Below are 26,398 nucleotides of genomic sequence, written 5' to 3' on the forward strand. Positions count from 1 at the left end.
CATGGCGCGGCGGCGGCTGGGAAAATACTCGCGGACGGTCCGGTTCCTGCGCATCGGGCTGCCGCTGCTCGCCATCGCGATGATGAGCTCGGTCTTCCTGATCCAGGAGGATGATTTCGTGGGCGGAATCGAGTTTTCCGCCTCCGACATCCAGGCGCTCGGCGAAGGCCTGCGCCTCACCAACCCGAATTTCTCCGGCACAACCGACGCGGGCGAGCCCTACATGGTGCGCGCCGAATGGGCCCAGCCCGACAGCCCGGACCCCGAGAAGATCACCCTCCACGGCCTCTCCGCCGTCATCGACACCCGGGATGGCCGCAAGATCACCCTTTCGGCCACCGATGGCGAGATGCGCCCCGATGATCAGCGCGTGTCATTGACGGGAGAGGTGGAAATGACCACATCGGACGGATATGTGGCGAAAACGGGACATGCGGAGGCCGACATCCGCAGGCGTCTCGTGCGTGCGCCCGGTGCCGTTTCCGCCGAGGGGCCCATGGGCTCGATCGAGGCCGGAAGCATGGAGATCACCCGCCCCGGAGCCGAGGGGGAGGAAGAGCCCGCCTCCGGCAACGAGGTGGTTTTGTTTGGAAACGGTGTCCGGGTCGTATACCGTCCGGAACAACAGAAAACTCCGTCGGACAAGGAGTGAGGGAAGTGATTATGCCCGCTTTTCGCCAGGTGACGTTCATGGCCGCAGCACTTGCGGCCGGGCTTCTCGCCCAGGGCGCCGCCGCCCAGCAGTCCGGCGACGCGGCCCCCGCCCCGACGGAGCAATCCTCCGGCGGCAGCCCGGTGGGCGGGCCCGATTCGCCCTTCGGCTCGTTCAAGCATGATTCGACCCTGCCCATCGAGATCACCTCCGAGAGCCTCTCGGTGAACCAGGGCACCAGGGTCGCCACCTTCAAGGGCGAAGTCGTCGCCGGCCAGGGCACCATGCGCCTCACCGCGCAGCAGATGGAAATCTTCTACGACGGCACGCCCCAGTCCGGCACCGGCTCCGAGACCGGCTCCATCCGGCTGATGCGGGCGGAGGGGGACGTGTTCCTCTCCAACGGCGCGGAGGCCGCGAAGGGCAGTACCGCGGAATACGACGTCTCCAAGGGGGTGATCACCCTCGCCGGCGGCGTCGTGCTCACCCAGGGAGACAACGCGATCAGCGGCGAGAGCCTGTGGATCGACCTGAACTCCGGCGTGGGCGAGATCAAGGGCCGGGTGAAGACCGTCTTCCAGCCCGGCTCGCAGAACTGAAGCCGCCTGCGAGGCAGATACGCATGGACCAGACCACCCTCGAAAAGCCGGGCCCCAGGCTCGAGCTCGCCAGCGAGTCCTCCGGGCTGCGCGCGGTGGGCATCGGCAAGACCTACCGCCGGCGCCCGGTGCTGCGCGACGTGAGCCTGAGCCTGCAGCGCGGCGAGGTGGTGGGCCTGCTCGGCCCCAACGGTGCCGGCAAGACCACCTGCTTCTACGCCATCACCGGGCTGGTGACCCCCGAGGCCGGCACCATCACGGTGGACGGCCAGGATGTCACCATGCTGCCGATGTACCGCCGCGCCCAGCGCGGGCTGGGCTACCTGCCCCAGGAGGCCTCGATCTTCCGCGGCCTCACGGTGGAGGAAAACATCAACGCCGTGCTGGAGATGACCGAGCGCGACAGGGGCCGGCGGAAGAATCAGCTCGACGAGCTGCTCACCGAATTCGCCATCACCCACCTGCGCCGCACCCCGGCCTCCGCCCTCTCGGGCGGTGAGCGCCGGCGCGTGGAGATCGCGCGCTGCCTCGCCGGCCGGCCCTCCTACATCCTGCTCGACGAACCATTCGCCGGAGTGGACCCGATCGCGGTGGGCGACATCCGCGAACTTGTCTCGCATTTGAAGCACCGCGGAATTGGGGTCTTGATTACCGATCACAATGTGCGGGAAACTCTCGGGATTATCGACCGGGCATACATCTTGCATGGTGGCACCGTGCTGATGAGCGGCTCGCCCCGCGAAGTTGTCGACGACAGCAACGTGCGGCGGGTATATCTGGGCGAGAGTTTCCGCTTCTGAGCCGGGCCCCCGCCCGCGCGGAAGCGCAGGCGAAGGGGGGACGATGGGCCTCGGGCAGAGACTGGAACTGCGTCAGACGACACAGCTGGTCATGACGCCTCAGCTGCAGCAGGCCATCCGGCTGCTGCAGATGTCCAGCATCGACCTCGGCGCCTTCGTGGCCGAGGAGGTCGAGAAGAACCCCATCCTCGAAATGGACAGCGCCGAGGGCAGTGCCCCGGCAAGCGCCGAAGCCCCCGAACCCCGCCTCGAGGACCGGCTGCGTGACGCAGCCCCCGGCCAGGCCGAGGCCGATCTCGATACAACCCGCGAGTCCCTCTACGACGAGGCGGTGGCCGACGGCCAGGCCGCCTGGACCCGCAGCGCCGGGGCCGGCGGGGGCGGCGCGAGCTTCTCCGACGGCTCCGAGCCCGGCGACACGCTCTCCGGCACCCCCACCCTGCGTGACCATCTCGCCGCCCAGATCCGCCTCGCCCCCGGCGGGGCGGAGCGGCGGGCGGTGGCGCTGTTCCTCGTCGACGAGCTCGACGAGGCCGGCTACCTCGCCCGCCCCCTGCCCGAGATCAGCGACCAGCTCGGCGCGGGCGAGGCGCTGGTGGCGGAGGCCCTCGCCCTGCTGCAGGCCTGCGAGCCGGTGGGCGTGGGCGCCCGCAGCCTCGCCGAATGCCTCGCCCTGCAGCTGCGCGAGCGCGACCGGCTCGACCCCGCGATGCAGGCGGTTCTGGAGAACCTCGAGCTGCTCGCCGCCGGCAAGTTCGCCCGGCTGGCCGAGATCGCCGGGCTCGAGCCCGAGGACCTGCCGGAGATCATCGCCGAGATCCGCGCGCTCGACCCCCGGCCCGGCCACGCCTTCGGCCATCTCGACGTGCAGACCGTGGTGGCCGATGTCTTCGTGCGCCGCAACGGGCTGGGCGCCTGGGCGGTGGAGCTCAACTCCGACGCCCTGCCCCGGGTGCTGGTGAACAACACCTACGCCGCCCGGGTGGCCGCCAGCGGCGCCGAGGCCACCGCCTTCATCTCCGAGTGCCGCTCCTCCGCCTCCTGGCTGGTGAAGACGCTCGAGAGCCGGGCGCGCACCATCCTCAAGGTCGCCACCGAGATCACCCGCCACCAGGAAGCCTTCTTCGACATCGGCGTGGCCGGCCTGCGCCCGCTCACCCTGCGCGAGGTGGCCGAGGCGGTGGGCATGCACGAATCCACCATCTCCCGCGTGACGTCGGGTAAATATCTCTCATGTGAACGCGGCCTGTTCGAATTGCGCTATTTCTTCTCCCAGGGGCTCGCGTCCAGCGATGGCGGCGCGGCCCTCTCCGCCACCGCCATCCGGGAGCGTATCCGCCGGATGATCGAGCAGGAGGACCCCGCACGGATCCTGTCCGACGACACGCTCGTCGACCTGCTGCAGAAGGATGGCGTCGATATTGCGCGGCGCACCGTCGCGAAATATCGTGAAGGACTGAACATCCCGTCGTCGGTGAAACGACGACGGCTGAAAGCGGGGCTCATCGCAAGATGATCCCGTGTGCGGCGCTTCGGAGAGCCACTCCGTGGTTGCGGTTGACTCTCGGGGGGGCTGTCCTTAGGTTCCGCGCGCCGCGTGGGACCGCCACTCCGGCACCGGGGCATTCCCCGGACGCCGGTCAAGAAGGGAGAGATCATGCGCATTCAGATCCATGGGAAACAGCTCGACGTGGGCGACGCCCTGCGAACGCATGTCGAGGAAAACCTCACCGAGGCGGTGTCCAAGTACGCCGAGCGCCCGGTGGAGGCGGTTGTGACCTTCTCGCGTGATCGACACGAGTTCGTCTGCGACGCATCGGTGCACATCTCCACCGGTCTCACCTCGCAGGCCAAGAACCGGGCGACCGACATCTACGCCGCCTTCGATGGCTGCACCGACCGGATGGAGAAGCAGCTGCGCCGCTACAAGCGCCGGCTGAAGAACCACCACCCGGAGCGCAACGGCGATGCCCTGCCCGCGCTCGACGCCGCCTACAGCGTGCTGGCCGGCGGAGACGACGAGGGCGAGGAGCCCGATACCCTCCAGCCGATCATCGTGGCGGAGACGAAGACAACCATCCGCTCGCTCTCCGTGGGCGAAGCCGTTATGCAGATGGAAATCACGGATGCGCCGATGCTGGTGTTCCGCAACCACAAGCATGGCGGCGTGAACGTCGTCTACCGCCGCGATGACGGCAATATCGGCTGGATCGACCCCAGGAACCTGCCGACCGTCTGACCCCGCGCAAAGCGCCGGGCCGAAGCAAACGGAGCCGACATGGAGCTATCCGACCTCATCTCACCCGAAGCGGTGTTCGGCAATCTCAAGACCGCGAGCAAGAAGCGCGTGCTGCAGGAGCTCGGCTCCTTCGCGGCCGGCTTCTACGGCCTTGCCGAATCCGCCGTCTTCGCCGCCCTGCAGGAGCGCGAACAGCTCGGGCCCACCGGTATGGGCCAGGGCGTCGCCATCCCGCATGCGCGGCTGGAGGGTCTGAACAAGGTTGTCGGCGTGTTCGCGAAATTGGCCAAGCCCGTCGACTACGAGTCGGTCGACGGGCAGCCGGTCGACCTCGTGTTCATGCTGCTCGCCCCCGAGGATGCCGGCGCCGATCATCTCAAGGCGCTGGCCCGCGTCTCGCGCGTGATGCGCGCCGAGACCGTGCGCGAGAAGCTGCGCTCGACCGAGGACGCCTCGGCGCTCTACGCCATCCTCACCGAGCCGGCGGCCTCCCAGGCCGCCTGAGGCCGCGCCGGGGGCCCCCTGCGGGCCGCAGGGCGATGCTCCACCCCGGAAAGCCCCGCCGCCGCGCGGGGCTTTCTGCATTCCGGGCCCGCCCGCCGGGCATGCTCTCAGCCGCCGGCCTCCTGCCGGGCGATCCACCAGGTGGTGCCGTTCGCATCGCGCACGCCGCCGCGCCTGTCGCCGTCGGGCTTGAGCTCCTGCGGCGCCACCTCGGCGACCCCGGCGGCCAGGGCGCGGGCCTGCACCGCATCGGGATCGGCCACGTAGAGATGCAGATGCGCCTCCGGCCCGCCGGGCATCTGGCCCAGCATCACCACGCTGTCGCCGATGCGCAGCTCGGCATGGCGGATCACCCCTTCCTCGTCACGGAAGCAGCGCAGCAGCTCGGCGCCGAAGGCACGGGCGGCGAAATCGAGCGTCGCCTGCGCGTCCGCCACCACGAGGTAGGCGGAGAGGTCGGGGTATCCGTGGGGTTTGTACATCGCGGGCTCCTCCTTTCCCGGAGGGTGCCACGCGCGGCGGATTCGGAGAACCCGGGAGGGAGGCGCCGGCCCCGCCGCAGGGGGCCGGCGCCGGGTGTCAGGATTCGTAGCCGTTGCGCTGGTGCCAGCCGTAGGCGTCGCGGATCATGTGCTCCAGCGTCGAGCGGTCCGGCGACCAGCCGAGCATCTCGCCCGCCTTCACCGAGCCGCTCACCAGCGTCACCGCGTCACCGATGCGGCGCGGGCCGGTGTTGGCGGGCACTTCGCGCTCCAGCACCTTCTCCGCCGCCTCGATCACCTCGCGCACCGAGTAGCCGGAGCCGGTGCCGAGGTTGAACACCTCGCTCTCCTTGCCGGCCAGCAGCCAGTCCATGCCGCGCAGGTGGGCGTCCACCAGGTCCATCACGTGCACGTAGTCACGGATGCAGGTGCCGTCCCGCGTGGGGTAGTCGTCGCCGTGCACGGTGAGGGCGGCGCGCCGGCCGAGGGCGGCGAAGATCACCAGCGGGATGAGATGGGTCTCGGGGTTGTGGAACTCCCCGATCTCCGACTCGGGGTCGGCGCCCGCCACGTTGAAGTAGCGGAAGCGCACGGATTTCAGCCCGTGCGCCATCTCGTAGTCGCGCAGCATGTCCTCCACGGCGCGCTTGGACGCGCCGTAGGAGTTGAGCGGCATCTGCTGGCTCTCCTCGGTGAGCACCACGCCGTCCTGCTCGCCATAGGTGGCGCAGGTGGAGGAGAAGACGATCTTGTCCACCCCCGCGGCCAGCATGGCGTCGAGCAGGTTCATCGAGCCCATCACGTTGTTGTGCCAGTAGCGGCCCGGGTGCGAGGTGGCCTCGCCCACGCTCGACAGCGCGCCGAAATGCATCACCGCGTCCGGCTTGTGCTCGGCGAACACCTCGTCGAGCCGCCCCCTGTCGTTGAGATCGCCGATCTCCAGTGGTCCGAACTTCACCGCATCGCGCCAGCCCGTCACCAGGCTGTCATAGGTAATCGGGGTGTGCCCAGCGCGGTGAAGCGCCTTGCAGGCGTGCGAGCCGATATAGCCAGCACCGCCGGTCACAAGAACTTTGGCCATGTAGATAGCGTCTCCGGTCTTTTCAGGGGTCGGTCGGGAAGGTCAGGCGCGCTTGGCAGAGCTGGTGGCCGCCAGCACGTCCCGCAGGAAGGAAGCGAATTCGGAGGAGAGATCGGGACGCTCGAGCGCGAAGGCGACCGTGGCCTGAAGGAAACCGGACTTCGAGCCGCAGTCGTAGCGCTGGCCGCGGAAGCGGAAGCCGCGCACCTTGTCGCCGGTGGCGATCTCGGTGGCGATGGCGTCGGTGAGCTGAACCTCGCCGCCGGCCCCGGTCTTCATCTCGTGCAGGTGGTTCATCACGTTCGGCGCCAGGATGTAGCGCCCGATCACCGCGAGGCGCGAGGGCGCCTGCTCCGGGTCCGGCTTCTCGACCATGCCGCGGGCGGTGACGAGGTTGCCCTCCTCGGACTCCACGTCGAGCACGCCGTAGGACGAGACCTTCTCGCGCGCGACTTCCATGGTGGCCACCATGGAGCCGCCGTCGCCCTCGTTGTAGGCGTCGATCATCTGGGCGAGACAGCCGCGCTCGGCGGAGATCACGTCATCGGGCAGCAGCACGGCGAAGGGCTCGTCGCCGATCAGCCGGCGGGCGCACCACACGGCATGGCCCAGGCCCAGCGGCTCCTTCTGGCGCACGTAGGCGATGGCGCCGCTGTCCATGTCGGTCTGCTTGAGGGCGTTGAGCAGGTCGGTCTTGCCCTTGGCCTTCAGGCTCTTCTCCAGCTCGGGCGCGCTGTCGAAATAATCCTCCAGCGCGGACTTGCCGCGCGAGGTGACGAAGATGAATTCCTTGATGCCGGCCTCGCGCGCCTCGTCGATCGCGTACTGGATCAGCGGCCGGTCGACCAGGGTGAGGATTTCCTTCGGAATGGACTTGGTGGCCGGAAGGAACCGGGTGCCGAGCCCTGCGACGGGGAATACCGCCTTGGTAACCTTAGGGGTCATTTCACTTTCTCTTTCTCTCTGCCGGCGCCGTCCGCTTCCCCGCGGGAAGGCGGACGCCGCCTTGCGTGCCGGTATCCGCCGCTGCGCATCTGTCGGCGCACCAGACAGGATACAGGCTAAAAAACACTCAACTTCAGCGTACTATACTTGTCCCGATCCACCAATCCGGGGTCATCACGCGCTGCAACAGGATGTCTCGACGGATCCTGCCCACAGCCCGCAGACCGCCCGGTACCGGGTCGCTTCTGCTTCATTTCCGTCCTTTCCCCCCGGCCCTGGCCTTCTTCGCGTGCCCGGACCCTGCTTGTGTGTGAACCGTCCGCCGCTGCGCACGGTTCCCTGGTCATCCCCCGCGCCGGGCGAGGATCGCCTCCAGCCGCGCCACGTCGACCGGGTTGTTCAGCTCCCAGAACTCGGCCCCGCGGGCCTCGACCTCGACACAGGCCACCTTCACGCCGCGCTCCATGAAGCGCAGCTGCTCCAGTCCTTCCCAGCGCTCGAGCTCGCCTTCCGGCCAGCCGGAATAGGCAAAGAGCGCGGCCGGGCGGTAGGCATAGACGCCCACGTGGTGAAACACCGGCACCAGCTCGCCCTCGGCGAAGTCGCGCCCGGTGTAGGGCAGCACCTCCTTGGAGAAGTAGAGCGCATCGCCCGAGGCATCGAACACCGCGGTGGTGCCGCCCACCCGGCCGGCGCGCCGGTCCTCGCGGAAGCTCTCGAGCGTGGCGCGGTCGCAGCGCAGCACCGGGGTGGCCACCTCGGCGCCGGGCCGGGTTGCCATCGCCTCCACCAGCGCCTCGACGAACCAGGGCGGCGTGAGGGGCGCATCGCCCTGCAGGTTCACCACCACGTCCCAGTCCGTGCCGAGGGTCTCGAGCGCCGCGGCGCAGCGCTCGGTGCCGTTGCGGCAGGTCTCGGGGGTCATCACCACCTCGGCGCCGAAGCCCTCCGCCGCGTCGCGGATGCGCGCGTCATCGGTGGCCACCACCACGCGGGTGATGCCGGAGACGGAGCGCGCCGCCTCCCAGCTGCGCTGCACCAGGCTCTTCTCCACCCCGTCGGGCCCCTTCAGCCCCACCAGGGGCTTGCCGGGATAGCGGGTGGAGGCGTAGCGCGCCGGGATGACGATGAGGCTCTTCACGCTGTCAGCCCTGCGCGAGGGTCACGCCCGGGGCATAGGCGATGAAGAACGGGTTCTCGTAGATCGGCTTGCCGTAGGTGAGCGGGGTGTGATCGTCGAAGCGCACCACCTGGCCACCGGCGCCGAGCAGCACCGCGTGGGCGGCACCCGTGTCCCATTCCATCGTCCGGCCGAGGCGCGGGTAGAGATCGGCCTCGCCCGCCGCGATCAGGCAGAACTTCAGCGACGAGCCGGCGGAGAGGAAATCGCCCACCGGGTATTTCGCGATATAGGTGTCGGTCGCGGCATCGCGGTGCGACTTGGAGGCGACCACGCGCAGCTGCGCGCCGGGGGTGGCAACCTTCAGCGGCTTGGTCTCGCCCACGGTGGCGGGGTCGAGCGCGCCGGTCTCCTCCACGGTCTGGCCGGAGGCATCGGTCCAGAACATCCGGCCCTTGGCCGGGGCATAGACCACGCCGCGGGTCGGCACGCCGTCCTCGATCAGGGCGATGTTCACAGTGAAATCGCCGCGGCGCTGCACGAATTCCTTGGTGCCGTCGAGCGGGTCGATGAGGAAGAAGGTCTTCAGCCCGGTCTGGGCGTGGCTGGCCGCCTGCTCCTCGGTCACGAGCGGGATGTCGGGGAAGGCTTCGGCGAGACCGGCGGAAATCAGCTTGTCGGCGGCCTCGTCGGCCGCAGTCACCGGGCTGTCGTCGCTCTTGGCGCGCACGTCGAAATCGGGCGAATGGTAGACCTCCATGATGGCCGCGCCGGCCTCCAGCGCGAGGCGGCGGCTGATCTCGCAGATCTTCTCGTAGTCCATTCGACGGTCCTTTCTCGTGTGGGACGCCGCCTGCGCGCGCGCCCCGGGGGAATCGACTGCGGCGGGGAGAACGCGCCCCCGGCCTGAAAATGTTCATGTCCGGCCCGTCCGGCGGCGGCGCGTGCGGCGCGTCTTCGCGCCTGCAGCGAACCGGACCCGGCGCAGACTAGTCCGACAATCGTACTGGTTGCAACGGAAGCTTTCGACTCGCTCGCTGCGACATTACTCCGCGCGCGTCCGGCAGCTCGACCAGCCATCGGCGGCGATGCCACGGAAGCGCTCGGACAGAAAATCGATGAACGCCCGCAGCTTGGGCTGCGGAAACCGGCCCGGCGGGTAGATGGCGTAGATGCCCAGCTGCTGGGCCGGCATGTCCGGCAGCAGCCGCACCAGGCCGTTCTCCTCCGGCGTGCCGTCGAGGAAGAAATTCGGAACCATCACGATCCCGAGACCGCGCCGGGCGGCGGCGAGCAGCGCATCGCCGTTGTTGGCCGAGAGGCGGCCGCCGGCCCGGATGTCGCGGTCCTCGCCATTGCCGTTGGTCACGCGCCAGAAGTTGCCGGTGGCGAGATTGGAGTAATGCAGCAGCATGTGACCGGAGAGGTCGTCGATCGTGGCCGGATTGCCCACCCGCTCGATATACTCCGGCGAGGCCAGGAGCATCCTGTCGGTCTCCGCGAGCTTCTTGGCGCGCAGCGAGCTGTCCGGCAGGCTGCCGATGCGGATCGCCACGTCGAACCCTTCGGCGACCAGCTCGACGAAGCGGTCGTCGAGCACCATGTGCACCGAGACATCCGGGTACTCGGCGAGGAAATCCGCCACCACGGGGCTGAGATGGTGCACGCCGAAGCTCACCGGAGCGGAGACGCGCAGCTCGCCCTTCGGCTCGGACTGCATGGAGGAGACCATGGAATCCGCCTCCGTCGCGTCGGCGAGCACGCGGCTGGCGCGGTCGTAATAGGCAAGGCCGATCTCGGTGGGGCTCACCCTCCGGGTGGTGCGGTTGAGCAGCCGCGCCCCCAGCCGGGCCTCCAGCGCCGAGACATGTTTCGAGACGGCGGATTTCGAGAGGCCCATCTTGCGCGCGGCCTCGGTGAAGCCTCCCTGGTCGACCACCCGCAGAAAGGCTTCCATTTCGGTCAGTCGGTCCACTGGGCGGGCTCCCGGCGCATTGTTTCCAGAGAGTGTATACACATGCCAGCAGGGCGGGCACTGTCAATAGCACCCGTGGCCCGGGGCCCGGGTTTCGCGCCGGTCAGCGGCCGCAGCGGGCGAGCTGGCTGCGGTAGCGGGCGGCCTGGCCGTTCACCTGGGCGGCGACGTCGCGCAGCCATTTCTTGTCGCGCCAGCGGCCGCGCTGATAGCCGGCATGGCCCTCGTGGTAGGCGAGGTAATGGCTGTAGGCGTCCGAGGGGCTGAGGCCGATCACCCGGGTGGAGCGGTTGGTGTACCAGCCGACGAAATCCGCCGCGTCGCGGAAATCGTCGCGGTCGGCCCAGGAATTGCCGGTCGACTCGCGGTACCAGTCCCAGGTGCCGTCGATGGCCTGGGCATAGCCGTAGGCGCTGCTCACCCGGCCGGTGGGCACGCCGAGGAAATAGGTGCGCGGGGTGCGGGCATCGGCGCGGAAGCTCGATTCGCGCCAGATGATGGCGAAGAGCACTTCCGGCGGCGTGCCCCAGCGCTGCTCGGTGCGCTTGGCGGCCTGGTACCAGTCCGGCTGTTCGCGGATGATGACGCAGGCGTCTTCGGTGTTGCTCACCCCCGGGTCGGAGGTCGAGGAACACGAGCCCAGTGCCACGGCCACCAGGAGATACAGGATACGCCGGATTCCCGGTCTGCCGAACTGCCTCAACATGCGGCGCACGATAGCCGATTTTTCTGGCCTTGTAACCTCTTCCGAGCAGGTCTTCACAACAGGAAGGCGAGCATCACCGGAATGGCCGGCACCGAGAGCAGCGTGGAGACCACGACAAGCCCCGCCACCGCGTCGGGATGGGTGTTGTAGCGCGCCGCGAGCAGGTAGGAGGAGACCGCGACCGGCATGGTCATCTGCAGCAGGAAGGCGCCGCCCGCCGCCCCCCAGCCCAGCCCGAAGGCGAGCACGAGCACCACGCTCACCCCCGCTCCGACGGCGAGCTTGAGCGCCGAGACCCCCAGCGCCAGCCCCACGTCGCGCGCCGAGAGCCGGGCGATGGCCACGCCCAGGGTGATGAGCATCAGCGGGATGGAGATCTGCCCCAGCAGGGTGAGCGTGTTCATCGCCCAGTCGGGAGGATCGTAGTCGAAGTAGAGCGCGAAGCCGCCGAGGATGGCGCCATAGACCATCGGCTGGCGCAGCATCTCGCGCGAGCCCTCGCCGGAGACCAGCCACACCCCGAGGCTGAAGTTGAGGATGATCATCACCGCGAAGACCACCAGCGCATAGGCAAGCCCGGTGTCGCCATAGGCGAACAGGATCACCGGCAGGCCGATGTTTCCGGTGTTGCCGAAGATGATCGGCGAGAGCATGGCGCGGATGTCGAGGCGGAACAGCCGGCACATGCCGTAGCTGAGCACCGCGATGGCGGCGTAGCCGGCCAGCGCCGCGAAGGCGAGGTCGCGCATCGCGGCATGGTCGACCTCGGCGCGGGCGAGGGCGGTGAAGATCAGGCAGGGCATGCCCAGCGTCATCGCGAGGCGCGAGACGAAGGCGAGGTCGTAGCCGAGCCGCATGCGCACCCAGACATAGCCGCAGCCGGCAAGAATGAATACCGGGGCGACCACGCCCAGCACCTTGACGAGAATATCCATGAGGCCCTCCTGCCCGCAGCGCTAGCACTTGCGCGGGCAGATGTCAGCCGCTACGATCAAAGGGTTGTTTACGGCCCCGGCGACCCTTGTTGCCGGGGCCATTTCGGTTTAGATGGGAAGCATGTTACGCGCAGCAGCCAAATTCTCGATCGGCCAGGTGGTCCGCCACCGGTTCCACCCCTTCCGGGGGGTGATCTTCGACGTGGACCCCGTGTTCGACAACACGGAGGAATGGTGGCTGTCCATCCCCGAGCAGCACCGCCCGGACCGTGACCAGCCCTTCTATCACCTGCTCGCGGAGAACGAGACCAGCTACTACGTGGCCTATGTCTCCGAGCAGAACCTGATGGAGGACGACAGCGGCGAGCCGGTGGACCACCCGGAGGTCACCGAGATGTTCGGCGCCCTCGTGGGCAGCCAGTACGAGGTGGAAGTGCCGCGGCACTGACCCCCCCCCTCCCCTTGCGACGACGCGCACCCCGGCCGGAGACGGCGCGGGGTGTTTTCGTATGCGCGAGGCCCCCGGCCGGGCCAGCGCCTCGGGGGGCATCGAGCCCCCGCTCGGCGCTCGCCGGCCCGGGGCGGGCCGGCGGGGCACGTCGCGGGCCGCGCGGGGTGTTGCCCGGGTCGGGGCTCAGAAGCCCAGGGCGCAGCCGTCCTTGCGGGGGTCGGAGGCGCCGAAGAGCAGGCCGCGCTCGCGGTCGATCAGGATGGCCTGCGCGCCGCCCAGCGGCGTGTCGGGGATGCCGACCGCGTGGCCCATGCCGGTGAGCGTGCCGCGCACCGCGTCGGAATAGCCGCGCTCGAGGCCGAGCACGCCGTCATCGGTGAAGCTGCGCGGGCCGTCGATGGCCTGCTGCGGGTGCATGCCGAAATCCACCATGTTGGAGAGCACGCGCACGTGGCCGGCGGGCTGGTAGGCGCCGCCCATCACGCCGAAGGGCATCAGCACCTCGCCGTCCTTGCGCAGCATGGCGGGGATGATGGTGTGCATCGGGCGCTTGCCGCCGGCGAGCTCGTTCGGGTGGCCCTCCATCAGGCTGAAGCCGGCGCCGCGGTTCTGGAAGTTCACCCCGAAGCGGGTGGAGGCGAGGCCGGAGCCGAAGCTGTGGTAGACGGAGTAGATGAGCGAGACCACCATGCGGTCGGCGTCAACCACGGTGAGGTAGACCGTGTCCTTGTGGACCTGCTCGGCGAGGGCGGCGGGGGCCGCCATGGCGCGGGCGGGGTCGATCAGCGCGGCGAGCCGGGCGGCAGTGTCGTCCGAGAGCATGTGGGCGAGGCGCAGCTTGACATGGCCGGGGTCGGCGATGAAGCGGTTGCGCGCGTCATAGGCGAGCTTGGCCGCCTCGGTCTCGAGATGGGCGCGGGCGGCGCCGAAGGGCTCGAGCGCCGCGATGTCGAAATTCGACAGGATCTTGGCCATCAGGATGGCGGTGGCGCCCTGCCCGTTCGGCGGCAGCTCCAGCAGCTCCATGCCGCGGTAGAGCCCCGAGACCGGGGTGACGTAATCGCAGGCGGTGGCGGCGAAATCCTCCGCCGTGTGCACCCCGCCGAGCGCGCGCAGGGAGGCGACCATGTCCTCGGCCACCTCGCCCTCGTAGAAGCCGGCGCGGCCCTCGGCGGCGACGCGGCGCAGCACCTCGGCCTGGCCGGGGGCGCGGAAGATGTCGCCCGGGCGCGGGGCACGGCCGTCCGTCAGGAAGAAGCGGCGTGCCTCGCCGGAGAGGTTGCCCGCGTCCATCTCCCAGTCGCGCGCCACGCGGGGGGCGACGGGCACGCCTTCCTCGGCATAGCGGATGGCGGGGGCGAGCACGGTGTCGAGCCCGAGGCGGCCGTGATCGGCGGAGAGGCGGCAGAACCCGTCGATGGCGCCCGGCACGGTGACGGCATCGGCGCTGTGCAGCGGCATCACCGACAGGCCGCGGGCGCGCAGTTCCGCCGCGGACTGGGCGGCCGGCGCGCGGCCGGAGGCGTTGAGCCCGATCACCTCGCGCCCCGGCCCGGGCTGGACCAGCGCGAAGCAATCGCCGCCGATGCCGGTCATCTGCGGCTCGCAGATGCCCAGCAGCACCGCGGCGCCGATGGCGGCATCCACCGCGTTGCCGCCCTGCTCCATCAGCTTCACCGCCGTGGCGGCGGCGAGCGGGTGCGAGGTGGCACACATGCCGCCGGTGGAAATGACCGTCGAGCGGCCGGGCATCTGGAAATCGCGCGTGGTCATGGGCCCTCCCCCGGGAACCTGTTGCGGGACCGTCTTAAACCGCGTGTAAGGGGGTTAATCCAGTGAATTCCTCCTCCGCCCCGGCCCCCGCGGGGCGGCCCGGGCGTTTAGCCCTTGTCAGCCGGGCCGCGGCACACCATTCTCGATGCATGAACATCGTGAACGGCACGGCCTTCGGCGCAGACCGTCGGAGCTACGATCAGGTGACCTTCCACCGCACCGAGCTCAGTGTCATCCTGCAGCTCTACGGGCGCATGGTGGCGGCGGGTGTCTGCAAGGATTACGGCATCTCGCACCTGCGCGACTGCGCGATCTTCTGCATGTTCCGCCGCACCGCCGAAACCCCGCTCTACCGCATCGAGAAACACCCCCGCCTGTCGGACAAGCAGGGCATGTACCGGGTGCTGGGCATGGACGGGCGCATCCTCAAGCGCGGGCATGACCTGAAGGCGGCGCTGCAGGTGGTGGAGCGCAAGCTCATCCGCGTGGTGAAGGACTGAAGCCTCAGCCCCCGGGCCGCGGCGGCTCGGGCATCGGGCCGCGGCCGAGGCCGGCGAGCATCGCGTCGAGCGCCTCGCCGAAGTCGATGCCCACGGCCACGCGCTCCCCCCGCCATTCCGTCATCGCCGAGACCAGCCCCGCGAGGCCGGGCCGCCCCTCGCCGGTCACGAACACCGGGGAGCCGGAGGCGCCGAAGTTCACGTCGCAACTCAGCAGCAGCAGGTGGTCATCGCGCGAGAGCACGTGGCAGGGCTCCTGGATGGAGGCCACCTCGGAGCGGGCGCGCGCGTAGGACACCAGCGCCACCGGCTCGGAGATCCGCGGACAGGGCGCGCGGTCGAAGGGCACGGCGGCGCTCTCCGCGATCGGCTCCTCCAGCACGAGCAGGGCGAAATCCGAGCCGAGGCGGCGCTGCTGGTCGGTGTCATCCGGGTGGTAACCGGGGGCGAGCGCATAGTCGCGCACCCGGGCGTGGGCGCGCGTCTCGCCCTTGCGCCAGCCGGCGAGGAAATGCACGTCCGAGGCCGGCACCGGCCGGCCGGTGCGCGGGAAGAACAGGCAATGCGCCGCGGTCACCACCAGGTCGGGCGCGATGAGCGTGCCGGTGCAGAAGCCGCTGCCGGCCACGTTCACCCGGCCCACGGCGGCCCAGGGGCGGGCCTCCTCGGCGGTGAGCAGCCGGTGCAGGCCGGCGTCGGCGCCGGGAGGGGCAGCCTCCGCGCTGGCAGCCTGGGCGGAGAGCGGGCGTGCCTGCTGGCTCACGGCGGGCGTGGCCGCGGCCGTGGCGAGCAGAAGCGCGGGCCCGAGGGCCCGGAGGCGGAGAATCAGCTTGCGCATGGGCCGAGTATGCGCGGTTGCGGCCGCGCTGCCTATGTCCCCGGCCTATTCCGCCGCGACGGCAGGCGGCACCACCGCCTCGAGCCCCGCGGGCACCGGGCCGCCGGTGGCCCAGTCGAGCAGCTGCGCGGTGTGCACCACGGGCGTGCCGGTGCCCGAGCGCAGCTGCATCATGCAGCCGATGTTGCCGGCCGCGATCACCTGCGGCTGCGTGGCCGCGAGCGTGGCGAGCTTGCGCTCCTTCAGCTTTCCCGAGATCTCGGGCTGCATGAGGTTGTAGGTGCCGGCCGAGCCGCAGCACAGGTGCGCGTCCGCCGGCTCCACCACCTCGAAGCCCGCTGCCTTCAGCAGCTGCTTGGGCGCGGCCGTCACCTTCTGGCCGTGCTGCAGCGAACAGGCGGCGTGGTAGGCCACGCGCAGGCGCGGCGCCGCGCCGCCGATCCCGAGCTGAGCCGCGAGCTCGGTCACGTCGCGCGCCAGGGCCGCCACCTCGGCCGCGTCCGACGCGAGGTCGGTGCCGGCGAACATGTGGCCGTAATCCTTCACCGTGGTGCCGCAGCCGGAGGTGTTGATCACCACGGCGTCGAGGCCGCCGGCGCGCTTCTCGGCCATCCAGGCGCGGATGTTGCGCGCGGCCTGGGCGTGGCTGTCATCGGTCTTGCCCATGTGATGGGTGAGCGCGCCGCAGCAGCCCATGCCGCGGGCGATCACCACCTCGACCCCCGCCCGGGTGAGCAGGCGGATGGTGGCGGCGTTGATCTCGGTGTCGAGCGCGCGCTGCGCGCAGCCGGTGAGCAGCGCCACCCGGGCGCGGCGCGTGCCTTGCGCCGGGAACACCTGGGGGTCGTCGAGCCGCGAGACCGGGGGCACCTCGCGCGGGGCGAAGCGCACCATGGCGCCCAGCGTGCCGGGCAGGAGCCCCGCGATGGGCCGCGCCAGCTTCGCCCCGAACAGCGCGAGGCGGAAGCGCCCCGGGTAGGGCAGCACCTTCGCCAGCGTCCAGCGGATGGCGCGGTCCATGAAAGGGCGGCGGTAGGTCTTCTCGATATGCTCGCGCGCGTGGTCGACCAGGTGCATGTAGTGCACGCCCGAGGGGCAGGTGGTCATGCAGGCGAGGCAGGAGAGGCAGCGGTCGATGTGCTTCACGGTCTTCTCGTCGGCGGGGCGGCCGCTCTCGAGCATGTCCTTGATGAGGTAGATGCGGCCGCGCGGGCTGTCGAGCTCGTCGCCCAGCACCTGGTAGGTGGGGCAGGTGGCGGTGCAGAAGCCGCAATGCACGCAGGAGCGCAGGATGCGGTTCGAGCGGGCGATCGCGGGGTCCGCGAGCTGGGTCTCGGTGAAACTGGTCTGCATCAGCCCATCCGTCCGGGGTTGAGAATGCCGCGCGGGTCGAAGCGCGCGCGCAAGGCTTGGGAAATGGCGGCGATGGCCGGGGCCTCGGGCTGGAAGGCGCCGAGGGCGCGGCGGGTCTCCGGGCCCGCGCGCACCAGCGTGGCGTGGCCGGGGCCGGCAAGGGCGGGGCGCAGGTCGGTGCCCTCGGGCGCCAGCGCCCAGACGAGGCCGCCGCCCCAGTCGAACACGATCTCCCCTGCCCCGGCGGCACGCAGCCGCGCGGCCAGCGCCGGGCCGGCGGAGGGCGCGACGGAGACGCGCCAGAGATCCCCCGGCTGGCCCGCCGCCCAGGCGAGGTCGCGAAACCCCTCGAAGGCGGCGCGGGCGGGCTCGGCCTCGATGATTTCGGCCGACACCCCGCAGCGGGCGGAGAGCAGCGCGGCGAGCTTGCCCGCGCGCACCTTCAGCGCGTCGGCGAAGCCCTCGAGGCGCATCCAGGTCTCGGCCGGGCCGGACAGGTGGACGAGCCCGTTCGCCTCGCAGGGCGAGCCGAGCGCCACGGTCATCGCCGCCACGGCGCCCGCATCGTCGAGCCCGTCGATACGCAGGGCGAGGCAGGTCTCCGGCCGGGGCAGCACCTTGAAGGCCACCTCGGTGAGCACGCCCAGCGTGCCGTGGCTGCCGGCGAGCAGCTTCACCAGGTCGTAGCCGGTGACGTTCTTCATCACCCGCCCGCCGTTGCGCACCACCTCGCCGCCGCCGTTCACGAAGCGGATGCCGATCAGGCTGTCGCGGCAGGCACCCGCCTGGATGCGCCGCGGCCCGGAGACATTGCAGGCCACCATGCCGCCCGCGGTGGGCGTGCCGGAGGTGCCCAGCACCGCGCGGTGGTCCATCGGCTCGAAGGGCAGCATCTGGCCCTCGGCGGCCAGCGCCGCCTCCACCTCCGCCAGCGGCGTGCCGGCCTGCGCCACGAGGGTGAGCGCGCCGGGGTCGTAGAGCGTGATGCCCGAGAGCCCCGCCACCGAGAGCAGCTCGCCGGTGACCGGGTTTCCCAGCCCCTGCCGCGTGCCGCCGCCGGAGATGCACAGCGGCCCGCGCGCGTCGCGCACCGCCTCGGCCAGCTCCTGTTCCGTGCCCGGCCGCATCACGAGGCGCGCCGCGCTTCGGAGGCCGCGAGGGGGAAGACCTTCGCCGGGTTCAGCAGCCAGCCGGGGTCGAACACGTCCTTCACGTCCATCTGGGCCGAGAGGTCGACGGGGGAGAACTGCACGCTCATCAGGTCGCGCTTCTCCACCCCCACGCCGTGCTCGCCGGTGAGGCAGCCGCCGGCCTCCACGCACAGGCACAGGATGTCGGCGCCCAGCGCCTCGCATTTCTCCAGCTCGCCCGGCACGTTGGCGTTGAAGAGGATGAGCGGGTGCATGTTGCCGTCACCGGCGTGGAACACGTTGGCCACCTCCAGCCCGTACTGCGCCGAAAGCTCCTCGATGCGGCGCAGCACCATGGGCAGCGCGCTCACCGGGATGGTGCCGTCGAGGCACATGTAGTCGTTGATCTGGCCCATGGCGCCGAAGGCCGCCTTGCGCCCCTTCCAGATCAGCGCCGACTGCTCGGCGCTCTCGCTCTCGCGCAGCTCGGAGGGGGAGTGCCGCTCGGCGATGGTGCGGATGCGGGCGAGCTGGGAGGCGATCTCCTCCTCCGAGCCCTCGACCTCGACGATCAGCAGCGCCTCCACGTCCGGGTAGCCGGCGTGCACGAAGGCCTCGCAGGCGCGGATGCAAGGGCGGTCCATGAACTCGATCGCCACCGGCAGCACGCCGGCGCGGATGATGTCGGCCACGCAGGCGCCGGCGACCTCGTTGGAATCGAAGCCCAGCATGATGGGCCGCGCGCCCTCGGGCCTGGGCAGGATGCGCAGGGTGGCTTCCGTCACCACGCCGAGCTGCCCCTCCGAGCCGCAGACCACGCCGAGGAGGTCGTAGCCCGCCGCGTCGAGATGCGCGCCGCCGAGCTCGACCACTTCGCCGTCCATCATCACCATGGTGACGCCGAGCAGGTTGTTGGTGGTCACGCCGTATTTCAGGCAATGCGCCCCGCCGGAGTTCATGCCGATGTTGCCGGCGATGGCGCAGGCGAGCTGGCTCGAGGGGTCGGGGGCGTAGAAGAACCCGTCCGCCTCCACCGCGCCGGTGACCGAGAGGTTGGTGCGCCCGGTCTGCACGCGGATGTAACGGTCGTCATAGGATGTCTCGAGCACGGCGTTGAGGCGCGCGACACCGAGGATCACGCTGTCGGCCGTCGGCATGGCCCCGCCGGCGAGCGAGGTGCCCGAGCCGCGCGGCACCACCGGCACCCGCTCCTCGTGGCAGATGCGCAGCACGGCGGCCACCTCCTCGGTGCTCGCGGGCAGCACGGCGGCCAGCGGCTGGCAGCGATAGGCGGTGAGCCCGTCGCATTCATAGGCGCGGGTTTCCATCGGGTCGGAGATCACCGCGCCGGGGGGAAGCACGGCCTCCAGCCGCGCCACGATCTGCGGCTTGCGGGCCAGGATGCTGGCATCGGGGGTTGGCATTTCCATGGCTGTCCTCCCTTGTGGCGGCCGCGGCCGTGGCGGCGGGTCTGGCGATATTGGTGACTTCATATTACCAATTCATGGTTTTGCAAAGCCACCGGGCCACGGTATCAGTGCTGCATGATGCCCGAAATCTTCACACTGAGCAGTTTTTTCACCCTGCGGGATGCCTTTGCCGGGGCGTTCCTGCTGCTGGCCTGGGCGATTTCGGGCTACGTGATCGAGCACGCGCCGAAGCGCCGGCCGTCGATGCACATGCTCATGCAGTCCTACCGGCTTTCGTGGATGCAGGAGATGTGCCTGCGCGACGTGCGCATCTTCGACACCAACATCCTCAACACCCTGCGCCAGGGGCCGAGCTTCTTCGGCTCGGCCTGCATGATCGCCATCGGCGGCGGGCTGGCGCTGCTGGGGCAGACGGACCGGCTGGTTTCCGTCGCGCAGGACCTGAACGTGGACGGCGCCTCGCTGCGGGTGGTCTGGGAGGCGAAGATCCTGCTGGTGGTGATCATCCTCGCCTCGGCCTTCCTGAAATTCGTCTGGTCGCACCGGCTGTTCGGCTACTGCGCCGTGGTGATGGCCTCGGTGCCGAACCTCGGTCCGGAAGGGGTGACGGAGGAGATGCACGAGATCGCGCGCAAGGCGGGCTATCTCAACATCTACGCGGCGCGCAGCTTCAACCGCGGGCTGCGGGCGGTGTATTTCGCCCTCGCCGGTCTCTCCTGGCTGCTGGGGCCGGAGGCGCTGGTGGTGGCCACGCTCTTCACGCTGTTCACGCTCTACCGGCGGGAATTCAACTCTCAGTCCCGGGCCGTGGTGCTCGGGCTGCGCTGAAGCTGACGGGGTCAGGCACCGCGGCGCCGCGCTCGGGAGCAAGCTCGGCGATAAGCGAGGAAAACTCCGCCTGCACCGAGAGCGTGTGCGAGCGCAGCCGCTCGAGCGCCGCGAGCACCTGCGCCTGGCTCACGGCATTTCCGCCGTCAAGCACCTCGTCGAGCAGGTAGTTGAGGTTGGCGATCGGCAGGTAGAAGCGCTCCAGCGCCCGGTCGGCCAGCGCCTCGAACTCACGCTCGATGCTGCCCGAGGGCAGGAACCCGTCCCTGAGCAGCGACACCAGCGTGCCCTCGGCCGAGCGCGCGGTGAGCATGATGCGCTGGCGCCGCCCCGGGCGGCGCAGCATGCGCAGCGTCACGCCCTCGAGCCGCAGGCCCGGCGTGCGCAGGCTCTCGGCCGGAAAGGAGATGTCCGGCCCGCCCTCGCGCCCGGCAAGCTGGCGGCACTCCTCCTCCAGCCGCTCGGCGATGGAGGCGCGCAGCACCCGCCGCACGGGCTCGGCCCGGGGCAGGCTGAGCACGAGTTGCGCGGGGCCCAGCGCGGCGGCGATGCGGCGCACGCGCAGGCCCATGTCCACCCCCAGTTCGAGCACGACGGAAAGCCCCGGAGCCTCCGGGTCGGCGGTCGACCTTATCAGGGTATGCATCATATCCGTGACCCCCCGGGGTCCAGCACGAGCTCGACAGAGGCGAACGCGACCCGCGACCTGGCTGATCAGGCATTCTCCGCCGCGCACGGCGGGAAGCCTCCTGGCAGCCCCGGATCCGACTGATTCACCCCGACATCATACATCCATTGCGTACGTTTCCCGCAACGTCGTTACATCGGCCGTCGTTTCAGCGACATGCTGCCGCAGCGGCAGCCCGCCCGGCCCGGCTCAGCGCCCCTCCAGACGCCAGGCGCCGAGGGTGAGTGCCGCCGCGAGCGCGAGCATCAGCCAGCCCGGCGCGAGCGGGGTGAGGCTGATGTCGCGCACCGTGTAGGCCTCGCGCTCGGCGAGCCCGATCCAGCCTCGGCCGGCGGCCACCCTGTCCTCGCGCACGCGGCGGATCTCGGGCACGCCGGTCTCGGCCAGCCGCAGGATGCCGCCGTCGGTGGCGGTGACCAGCGGGGCGAGGATGTCACCGGTGGAGATCGGGTTCTCGAACTCGCGCGGCGAGGGCGGGCCGACGGCCACCACGATCTCGTGCGCCTCGTCCGACAGCCGGTAGAGCCCCTGCTCCTGCGCGGTGAAGGTGGTGGTCCAGCGGCCGGGGCGCTGCAGGGTGAAGGGCACGACGCTTTCCTCGCCCGAGGGGCTGACCACGGTGAGGTCGGAGGTGAGGTCCTCGAGCGAGCGGCGGTTCACCTGCACCTGCGCGCCCGACACCGAGGCGGTGAGCGCCTCCTCCTCCAGCTCGGGCTCCTTCATCAGCCAGTGCGCGAGCCGGCGCAGGAGCTCGGCCTGCGGCCCGCCCCCCTCGTAGCCGCGCGACCAGAGCCAGGCATGGTCGGAGGCGAGCATCGCCACGCGCCCCTCGCCCGGCCGGTCGAGCACCAGCAGCGGCCGGTCGCCCGGGCCCTCCATCACCGTCTCGCCGCGCTCGGCCTGCATCTCGATGAGGCGGAACCAGCGGCCCCAGGTCGGGCCGCTCTCGTCGGCCGAGACCGCGCCCTCCAGCCCCTCGGTCACCGGGTGGCGGAAGCCGAGCCGCGAGACATGCGGGCGGAACCCCTCCTCGAGGATGCGCGCCGTGGGCTCGGCCGGCAGCACGTCGCGGATCGGGGTGCGGTGCAGGCTCTCGATGCCGGCATAGGCCGGGCCCGAAGCCACCAGCACCGCGCCGCCCTCCTCCACGTAGCGGGCCACGTTGGCGAGATAGGCGCGCGGCAGCACGCCCCGGCGGCGGTAACGGTCGAAGATGATGAGGTCGAACTCGTCGATCTTGTCCATGAACAGCTCGCGCGTGGGGAAGGCGATGAGCGAGAGCTCGAACACCGGCACGCCGTCCTGCTTCTCCGGCGGGCGCAGGATGGTGAAATGCACGAGGTCGACCGAGGGGTCGGCCTTGAGCAGGTTGCGCCAGGTGCGCTCGCCGGGGTGCGGCTCGCCGGAGACGAGCAGCACGCGCAGACGGTCGCGCACGCCGTTCACCGAGATGACGGCGGAATTGTTGCGCTCGGTCAGCTCGCCCTCGCGCACCGGGGTGGTGAGCTGGATGACGTTCGCGCCGCCATGGGCGATGTTCACCGGGATGTCGACCGTGCGGCCCACCGGCACGGGGATGCGCGCGGTCTCCTCGCCATCCACCGCCACGCGGATCTCGGCGTCCTGCGCGGCGGAGGCGGGCGGGCGGCCCAGCGCCTCCACCGAGACGCGCAGGGTGACATCCTCGCCCACGATGCCGAAGGCCGGCGCGGTCTCCACCTTCAGGCGACGGTCCCATTCATCGGCGCGGCCGGTGAGAAGCACGTGCACCGGGGCGGGAAACTCGGAGAGCACGTCGGGGTCATGCACCTCGCCGTCGGTCACGAGGATGGCGCCGGCGATCCGGTCCGGCGCCACTTCGGCGGCGGCGTCGGAGAGGGCTGTCATCAGCCGCGTGCCGGGGTCGTCGGACACGCCGTCGGGGGGGGCGAGATGCACCACGCGGGTCTCGACCGGCGCCTCGCCCGGGCGGGCCTCGGAGAGGCGGCGCAGCTCGGCCTCGATCTGCTCTGCGGTTTCGGCCGAGACCTGCGACCGGTCCTCGATGTCCTGGCTCGCACTCTCGTCGATCACCAGGAAGGCGATGTCGGCGAGCCCGTCGCGCTCCTCGCTCTGCAGCGAGGGGCCGGCGAGGGCGGCGAGCAGGCAGAGGAAGGCGAGCCCGCGCAGCCACCAGCCGCGCCCGCGCCGCCAGGCCGCCACCAGCGTGAGGAGCAGGGCCAGCGCCGCCAGCACCGCCAGCAGCGCCAGCGGCACGAGAGGGTCGAATCCGAGGCTCGCGTTGAGATCCATCGTCACTGTCCCAGTCGTTCGAGGAGGGCGGGCACGTGCACCTGGTCGGATTTGTAGTTGCCGGTCATCACGTGCATCACGAGGTTGATGCCGAAGCGCCAGGCCATCTCGCGCTGGCGCTCGCCGCCGAGCGCGCGGCCGACGGGGAACATGGTGCGGCCGTTCTCGTCGAGCGCCCAGGCGGCGGCCCAGTCGTTCGAGCCGATCACCACGGGGGTCACGCCGTCATTGAGGTTTCGGAAGGGCATGCCGTCGACCGTGTTGGGGTCCTGTGCGGCCTCCACCCAGACCGGGCCCTCGGCGTAGCGGCCGGGGAAGCTCTGCAGCAGGTAGAAGGCGCGGGTGAGCACATGGTCGTCCGGCACCTGCTCGAGCGGCGGAATGTCGAGCTGGGCGGCGATGCGCTGCAGGGCCTTGCCGTTGGGCGTGCCGGTGCCGAGGCCGGCGCCGAGATCGGCGTCACGCGTGTCGAACACGATCATGCCGCCGCCGCGCAGGTACGCGTTGAGCTTCGCCACCGCCTGCGGGCTCGGCATGGGCTGCAGCTCGGAGATCGGCCAGTAGAGCATGGGGAAGAAGGCGAGCTCGTCGCTCTCGATGTTCACCGCCATCGGCTCGCCCGGCTCGATGGCGGTGCGGGCGGCGAGCATGCGCGAGAGGCCGGAGAGGCCGGCGGCACTCACCCGGTCCACCCGCTGGTCGCCGGTCAGCACATAGGCGAGCACGGTCTCGGTGGTGGCAGTGACGGCGCGGTCGTCGCCCTCCTTCGGCGGGTCCTCGAAGGGCACCACCTGCGGGCCGGCCTGCGCCGGCTGCTGCGCTTGCTGCTGGGCCTGAGCCTGCGCCGCCTGCGGTGCGGCGAGGGCCAGCAGCCCGGCGAGCCCGGCGGCGAGCGTGAGCCCGGCCACATGCCCGGCATGGGTGGGCCGCCCGCCGCGCAGCCGGCCGCCGAGCCAGAGCGTGGCGAGAAGATCGGCGGCAAGCAGCAGGATGGCCATGATGAGGAACCATTGTTTGAGCCCGGTCTCGGCCGTGGCGCCGAGCTGCTCCACCCGCGCGCCGGCGGGGGGCGCGGCGGCGGCCGCGAGCGTGCTCTCCTCGCCGAGCAGGTTGATCGCCACCGTGCGGTCGGAGGCGGAATAGATGCCCGGAGGCGCGTCGGGGCCCGGCCGGCCCTCGGCCAGCCGCGCGCCGCTCACGCCCGCCACGGCGCTGGCGTCGATCGGGCGGCCGTAGCCGTCGATCACCAGCTCCGGTGTCCAGACCGTGCCCTCGAGCGCGCCCGCGTCCGGCGCGCCGGCGCGGGCACTCACCGCGAGGCGCTCGAGCATCTGCACGAAAAGGCCGGAGAGCGGCAGGCTCGACCATTCGGCATTGGCGGTGACGTGGAACAGCACCACCCGGCCCTCGCCCTCCTCGCGGGAGGTGACGAGGGGCGTGCCGTCCTCCAGCGCCGCCCAGATGCGGTCCGGCAGGTCGGGGTCGGGCTGGGCCATCACCTGGCGGGTGATGGTGACCTCCCCGGGCGTGGGCAGGCCGGCGAAGGGGCCGGAGCGCGGGAAGGCGCGCAGGGTGCGCGGCGCGCCCCAGGACATGGCGCCCCCCACCGAGCGGCCACCCTCGCGCAGGCGCACGGGCAGGAGCGGGTCGAGCTCCTGCGTGCCCTGGCTGGAGGCGGCGAGGCGCGGGCCGGCGAAGCGGATCAGCAGCCCGCCCGCGTCGACCCAGGACTGCAGCGCCTCGTGCTCGGCGGGCGCGAGCACGCCCACGTCGGCCAGCACCAGCACATCGGGGCTGGCGGCGAGCATCTCGGAGAGCGGCGCCTCGATCACCTCGGCCGTGGGCGCGAGGGCCTGGCGCAGGTAGTGCAGCGGCGAGACCAGCTGCTGGCCCTCCTGCGCCTGGGCGCCGGCCATAAGCCCCACCTTGCGCCGGCGGATCGCCTCGTCGGTGAGGGTGACGGCGCCGGCCGAGGCCTCGGCGGGAATGGTGAGCCTCGTGATGCGGTTGCGCAACTCCAGCGGCAGGTCGAAATCCACCGTGGCGGAGGTGTCCCCCTCCGCGAGATCGGCGGAGGCGAGGGCGAGCCTGCGCTCCTGCCCGCCGGGGTCGGTGCCGATGGCGGCGACCTGCACGCTGCGCGGCCCCTGCCCGGGGGCGCGGGCGATATCGGCGCGCAACAGCCCGTCCTCCAGCCGCGCGGGCTTCAGGCCGATGGCGAGGCGCTCGGGCCCGATGACGGTGAGCGGGCCGAAGCCGGCGAGCGTGTCGGTGAAGCCTTCCTCGTCGCCGTCGGCCAGCCCGTCACGCAGGTACCAGGTGTCGACCTGCCCGGCCTCGGCCACGGCGGCCTGCAGCGTTTCGGCCCAGCCGGCGCGGTCCGGCGCCCAGGCGCGCGGGCGCAGGCCGGAGAGCCGGCCCAGCCAGTCGGAGGCCGGGCGCAGGTCGAGCCGCGGCTCGGCCGGCACGGGGTCGGCGAGGGAGACGAGGGCCACCGGGCGCTCGGCCCGGCCGGCCTGCTCGAGGAGCTCGCGCACGCGGGCCTGGCGGTCTGCCCAGTCCGGCGCCGAGGCCCAGCCGCCGTCGAGCACCACCAGCACCGGGCCGGAGCCGGTGATGGGCTGGCGCGGGTTCAGCACCGGGTCGGAGAAGCCGAGGATGGCGGCGGCCACCGCGAGGATGCGCAGCAGCAGCAGCCACCAGGGCGTGCGCTCGGGCTGCTTTTCCGGGTCGCGCAGGCCGAGGAGCAGGCGCACGCCGGGAAAGGCGAGGCGCCGCGGCCCCGGAGGCGTGGCCTTGAGCAGGAAATACAGCGCCGGCAGCGCCGCGAGGGCCACCAGCAGCCAGGGGTTGAGAAAGGCGAAGGCTCCGAGACTCAGCATCGGCTATTCCCTGTCCGGCATCCGGACCGCGCCCGTTCGGCCGGCCCTGCCGCCCCGGCGCGGAGGCGGATCGCAGTCTGTGCGCGCCCCAAGGCGCCCGGCTGTTGGCGGCGCCCCAAGGCGCCCGACTGTTCTTGGCGCGCGGGTGCGCCCGGCTTTTCGTGGCGCCCGAAGGCGCCGGGATTTGCATGGCGG

25 protein-coding genes are annotated in these 26,398 nt (G+C 71.0%); 9 read left to right on the forward strand and 16 right to left on the reverse strand.

Annotated elements, in window-relative coordinates:
• Window position 1 precedes the first annotated feature (1 nt).
• The 6 genes from lptC to ptsN all read left to right on the forward strand — a co-directional run bounded on the left by lptC (window position 2) and on the right by ptsN (window position 4,794).
• Complete coding sequence (gene lptC, locus D3P35_RS03970; protein ID WP_118133173.1) at window positions 2-652, forward strand: LPS export ABC transporter periplasmic protein LptC; 651 nt, start codon at window positions 2-4, stop codon at window positions 650-652.
• An 11-nt stretch (window positions 653-663) separates the two neighbouring features.
• A complete protein-coding gene (locus D3P35_RS03975) occupies window positions 664-1,251 on the forward strand; it encodes an LptA/OstA family protein (RefSeq protein ID WP_118133174.1) in 588 nt (195 codons plus the stop codon).
• 23 nt (window positions 1,252-1,274) lie between these two features.
• Window positions 1,275-2,051, forward strand: coding sequence for an LPS export ABC transporter ATP-binding protein (lptB, locus tag D3P35_RS03980; RefSeq protein ID WP_118133175.1), 777 nt, complete (start codon window positions 1,275-1,277; stop codon window positions 2,049-2,051).
• Between the two features lie 43 nt (window positions 2,052-2,094).
• Window positions 2,095-3,567, forward strand: a complete 1,473-nt coding sequence (rpoN, locus tag D3P35_RS03985) for an RNA polymerase factor sigma-54 (RefSeq protein WP_118133176.1) — start codon at window positions 2,095-2,097, stop codon at window positions 3,565-3,567.
• Between the two features lie 141 nt (window positions 3,568-3,708).
• Entirely contained in the window at window positions 3,709-4,290 is a 582-nt protein-coding gene (hpf, locus tag D3P35_RS03990; protein WP_118133177.1) for a ribosome hibernation-promoting factor, HPF/YfiA family, read from the forward strand.
• 39 nt (window positions 4,291-4,329) lie between these two features.
• Window positions 4,330-4,794 carry a PTS IIA-like nitrogen regulatory protein PtsN gene (ptsN, locus tag D3P35_RS03995; RefSeq protein WP_118133178.1) on the forward strand — a complete coding sequence of 155 codons (465 nt, stop codon included), beginning with the start codon at window positions 4,330-4,332 and terminating at the stop codon, window positions 4,792-4,794.
• Between the two features lie 107 nt (window positions 4,795-4,901).
• On the opposite strand, the gene D3P35_RS04000 is transcribed toward ptsN, so the two are convergent.
• The 8 genes from D3P35_RS04000 to D3P35_RS04035 all read right to left on the reverse strand — a co-directional run bounded on the left by D3P35_RS04000 (window position 4,902) and on the right by D3P35_RS04035 (window position 12,038).
• Window positions 4,902-5,276 (reverse strand): VOC family protein, encoded by a 375-nt coding sequence (locus tag D3P35_RS04000; protein WP_118133179.1) that lies wholly within the window; start codon window positions 5,274-5,276, stop codon window positions 4,902-4,904.
• 97 nt (window positions 5,277-5,373) lie between these two features.
• Window positions 5,374-6,357 carry a UDP-glucose 4-epimerase GalE gene (galE, locus tag D3P35_RS04005; RefSeq protein ID WP_118133180.1) on the reverse strand — a complete coding sequence of 328 codons (984 nt, stop codon included), beginning with the start codon at window positions 6,355-6,357 and terminating at the stop codon, window positions 5,374-5,376.
• A gap of 42 nt (window positions 6,358-6,399) precedes the next feature.
• Window positions 6,400-7,302 (reverse strand): UTP--glucose-1-phosphate uridylyltransferase GalU, encoded by a 903-nt coding sequence (gene galU / locus D3P35_RS04010; protein ID WP_118133181.1) that lies wholly within the window; start codon window positions 7,300-7,302, stop codon window positions 6,400-6,402.
• Window positions 7,303-7,645: 343 nt separating this feature from the next.
• Window positions 7,646-8,443 (reverse strand): 3-deoxy-manno-octulosonate cytidylyltransferase, encoded by a 798-nt coding sequence (locus D3P35_RS04015; RefSeq protein ID WP_118133182.1) that lies wholly within the window; start codon window positions 8,441-8,443, stop codon window positions 7,646-7,648.
• Window positions 8,444-8,447: 4 nt separating this feature from the next.
• Entirely contained in the window at window positions 8,448-9,245 is a 798-nt protein-coding gene (cysQ, locus tag D3P35_RS04020) for a 3'(2'),5'-bisphosphate nucleotidase CysQ (RefSeq protein WP_118133183.1), read from the reverse strand.
• 222 nt (window positions 9,246-9,467) lie between these two features.
• Window positions 9,468-10,397 carry a LysR family transcriptional regulator gene (locus D3P35_RS04025; protein WP_118133184.1) on the reverse strand — a complete coding sequence of 310 codons (930 nt, stop codon included), beginning with the start codon at window positions 10,395-10,397 and terminating at the stop codon, window positions 9,468-9,470.
• 103 nt (window positions 10,398-10,500) lie between these two features.
• Entirely contained in the window at window positions 10,501-11,103 is a 603-nt protein-coding gene (locus D3P35_RS04030; protein WP_118133185.1) for a transglycosylase SLT domain-containing protein, read from the reverse strand.
• A gap of 53 nt (window positions 11,104-11,156) precedes the next feature.
• Window positions 11,157-12,038: an AEC family transporter gene (locus D3P35_RS04035; protein ID WP_118133186.1), complete on the reverse strand. Its 882-nt coding sequence runs from the start codon at window positions 12,036-12,038 to the stop codon at window positions 11,157-11,159.
• Window positions 12,039-12,159: 121 nt separating this feature from the next.
• Here D3P35_RS04035 and hspQ point away from each other — a divergent pair, with 121 nt between their 5' ends.
• Window positions 12,160-12,486, forward strand: coding sequence for a heat shock protein HspQ (hspQ, locus tag D3P35_RS04040; RefSeq protein ID WP_118133187.1), 327 nt, complete (start codon window positions 12,160-12,162; stop codon window positions 12,484-12,486).
• A gap of 186 nt (window positions 12,487-12,672) precedes the next feature.
• On the opposite strand, the gene D3P35_RS04045 is transcribed toward hspQ, so the two are convergent.
• Window positions 12,673-14,262: a gamma-glutamyltransferase family protein gene (locus tag D3P35_RS04045; protein WP_118133188.1), complete on the reverse strand. Its 1,590-nt coding sequence runs from the start codon at window positions 14,260-14,262 to the stop codon at window positions 12,673-12,675.
• 149 nt (window positions 14,263-14,411) lie between these two features.
• On the opposite strand from D3P35_RS04045, the gene D3P35_RS04050 reads away from it, so the two are divergent.
• Window positions 14,412-14,762 carry a DUF2794 domain-containing protein gene (locus D3P35_RS04050; protein ID WP_118133189.1) on the forward strand — a complete coding sequence of 117 codons (351 nt, stop codon included), beginning with the start codon at window positions 14,412-14,414 and terminating at the stop codon, window positions 14,760-14,762.
• A 4-nt stretch (window positions 14,763-14,766) separates the two neighbouring features.
• Here the strand turns inward: D3P35_RS04050 and D3P35_RS04055 are convergent, their stop codons facing one another.
• The 4 genes from D3P35_RS04055 to D3P35_RS04070 are packed head-to-tail and all read right to left on the reverse strand — an operon-like array spanning window position 14,767 to window position 19,513.
• Window positions 14,767-15,600 carry a serine protease gene (locus D3P35_RS04055; protein WP_118133190.1) on the reverse strand — a complete coding sequence of 278 codons (834 nt, stop codon included), beginning with the start codon at window positions 15,598-15,600 and terminating at the stop codon, window positions 14,767-14,769.
• Between the two features lie 45 nt (window positions 15,601-15,645).
• Window positions 15,646-16,953, reverse strand: a complete 1,308-nt coding sequence (glcF, locus tag D3P35_RS04060) for a glycolate oxidase subunit GlcF (protein ID WP_118133191.1) — start codon at window positions 16,951-16,953, stop codon at window positions 15,646-15,648.
• Complete coding sequence (locus D3P35_RS04065; RefSeq protein ID WP_118133192.1) at window positions 16,953-18,080, reverse strand: FAD-binding protein; 1,128 nt, start codon at window positions 18,078-18,080, stop codon at window positions 16,953-16,955. Before D3P35_RS04065 ends, glcF begins: the two co-directional genes overlap by 1 nt.
• The gene (locus D3P35_RS04070) at window positions 18,080-19,513 is read right to left on the reverse strand and encodes an FAD-linked oxidase C-terminal domain-containing protein (protein WP_118133193.1); all 1,434 of its coding nucleotides are present in this window, start codon (window positions 19,511-19,513) and stop codon (window positions 18,080-18,082) included. The genes D3P35_RS04065 and D3P35_RS04070 overlap by 1 nt, the downstream gene beginning before the upstream one ends.
• 114 nt (window positions 19,514-19,627) lie before the next feature.
• On the opposite strand from D3P35_RS04070, the gene D3P35_RS04075 reads away from it, so the two are divergent.
• Entirely contained in the window at window positions 19,628-20,341 is a 714-nt protein-coding gene (locus tag D3P35_RS04075) for a DUF599 domain-containing protein (RefSeq protein WP_232830373.1), read from the forward strand.
• Here D3P35_RS04075 and D3P35_RS04080 read toward each other — a convergent pair.
• From D3P35_RS04080 to D3P35_RS04090, 3 genes are all read right to left on the reverse strand, one after another.
• On the reverse strand, window positions 20,301-20,990 hold the full coding sequence (locus D3P35_RS04080; protein ID WP_157982029.1) for a hypothetical protein: 690 nt from the start codon (window positions 20,988-20,990) through the stop codon (window positions 20,301-20,303). The genes D3P35_RS04075 and D3P35_RS04080 overlap by 41 nt on opposite strands.
• Window positions 20,991-21,218: 228 nt before the next feature.
• Window positions 21,219-23,321 (reverse strand): hypothetical protein, encoded by a 2,103-nt coding sequence (locus tag D3P35_RS04085; RefSeq protein WP_118133195.1) that lies wholly within the window; start codon window positions 23,319-23,321, stop codon window positions 21,219-21,221.
• Between the two features lie 2 nt (window positions 23,322-23,323).
• The gene (locus D3P35_RS04090; RefSeq protein ID WP_118133196.1) at window positions 23,324-26,203 is read right to left on the reverse strand and encodes a DUF4159 domain-containing protein; all 2,880 of its coding nucleotides are present in this window, start codon (window positions 26,201-26,203) and stop codon (window positions 23,324-23,326) included.
• Window positions 26,204-26,398: the final 195 nt, after the last annotated feature.

The organism is Oceanicella sp. SM1341 (genome assembly GCF_003448965.1).
Lineage (GTDB): Bacteria > Pseudomonadota > Alphaproteobacteria > Rhodobacterales > Rhodobacteraceae > Paroceanicella.

What these genes read in the sequence shown, in the direction of transcription:
- ptsN (WP_118133178.1), top strand. Translation starts at nt 4,330, where the DNA reads ATGGAGCTATCCGACCTCATCTCACCCGAAGCGGTGTTCGGCAATCTC.
- D3P35_RS04080 (WP_157982029.1), bottom strand. Translation starts at nt 20,990, where the DNA reads ATGATGCATACCCTGATAAGGTCGACCGCCGACCCGGAGGCTCCGGGG.
- D3P35_RS04050 (WP_118133189.1), top strand. Translation starts at nt 14,412, where the DNA reads ATGAACATCGTGAACGGCACGGCCTTCGGCGCAGACCGTCGGAGCTAC.
- D3P35_RS04000 (WP_118133179.1), bottom strand. Translation starts at nt 5,276, where the DNA reads ATGTACAAACCCCACGGATACCCCGACCTCTCCGCCTACCTCGTGGTG.
- lptC (WP_118133173.1), top strand. Translation starts at nt 2, where the DNA reads ATGGCGCGGCGGCGGCTGGGAAAATACTCGCGGACGGTCCGGTTCCTG.
- D3P35_RS03975 (WP_118133174.1), top strand. Translation starts at nt 664, where the DNA reads ATGCCCGCTTTTCGCCAGGTGACGTTCATGGCCGCAGCACTTGCGGCC.
- D3P35_RS04085 (WP_118133195.1), bottom strand. Translation starts at nt 23,321, where the DNA reads ATGGATCTCAACGCGAGCCTCGGATTCGACCCTCTCGTGCCGCTGGCG.
- galU (WP_118133181.1), bottom strand. Translation starts at nt 7,302, where the DNA reads ATGACCCCTAAGGTTACCAAGGCGGTATTCCCCGTCGCAGGGCTCGGC.
- glcF (WP_118133191.1), bottom strand. Translation starts at nt 16,953, where the DNA reads ATGCAGACCAGTTTCACCGAGACCCAGCTCGCGGACCCCGCGATCGCC.
- D3P35_RS04045 (WP_118133188.1), bottom strand. Translation starts at nt 14,262, where the DNA reads ATGACCACGCGCGATTTCCAGATGCCCGGCCGCTCGACGGTCATTTCC.
- D3P35_RS04070 (WP_118133193.1), bottom strand. Translation starts at nt 19,513, where the DNA reads ATGGAAATGCCAACCCCCGATGCCAGCATCCTGGCCCGCAAGCCGCAG.
- hspQ (WP_118133187.1), top strand. Translation starts at nt 12,160, where the DNA reads ATGTTACGCGCAGCAGCCAAATTCTCGATCGGCCAGGTGGTCCGCCAC.
- cysQ (WP_118133183.1), bottom strand. Translation starts at nt 9,245, where the DNA reads ATGGACTACGAGAAGATCTGCGAGATCAGCCGCCGCCTCGCGCTGGAG.
- galE (WP_118133180.1), bottom strand. Translation starts at nt 6,357, where the DNA reads ATGGCCAAAGTTCTTGTGACCGGCGGTGCTGGCTATATCGGCTCGCAC.
- D3P35_RS04030 (WP_118133185.1), bottom strand. Translation starts at nt 11,103, where the DNA reads ATGTTGAGGCAGTTCGGCAGACCGGGAATCCGGCGTATCCTGTATCTC.
- D3P35_RS04065 (WP_118133192.1), bottom strand. Translation starts at nt 18,080, where the DNA reads ATGCGGCCGGGCACGGAACAGGAGCTGGCCGAGGCGGTGCGCGACGCG.
- hpf (WP_118133177.1), top strand. Translation starts at nt 3,709, where the DNA reads ATGCGCATTCAGATCCATGGGAAACAGCTCGACGTGGGCGACGCCCTG.
- D3P35_RS04035 (WP_118133186.1), bottom strand. Translation starts at nt 12,038, where the DNA reads ATGGATATTCTCGTCAAGGTGCTGGGCGTGGTCGCCCCGGTATTCATT.
- D3P35_RS04090 (WP_118133196.1), bottom strand. Translation starts at nt 26,203, where the DNA reads ATGCTGAGTCTCGGAGCCTTCGCCTTTCTCAACCCCTGGCTGCTGGTG.
- lptB (WP_118133175.1), top strand. Translation starts at nt 1,275, where the DNA reads ATGGACCAGACCACCCTCGAAAAGCCGGGCCCCAGGCTCGAGCTCGCC.
- D3P35_RS04075 (WP_232830373.1), top strand. Translation starts at nt 19,628, where the DNA reads ATGATGCCCGAAATCTTCACACTGAGCAGTTTTTTCACCCTGCGGGAT.
- rpoN (WP_118133176.1), top strand. Translation starts at nt 2,095, where the DNA reads ATGGGCCTCGGGCAGAGACTGGAACTGCGTCAGACGACACAGCTGGTC.
- D3P35_RS04055 (WP_118133190.1), bottom strand. Translation starts at nt 15,600, where the DNA reads ATGCGCAAGCTGATTCTCCGCCTCCGGGCCCTCGGGCCCGCGCTTCTG.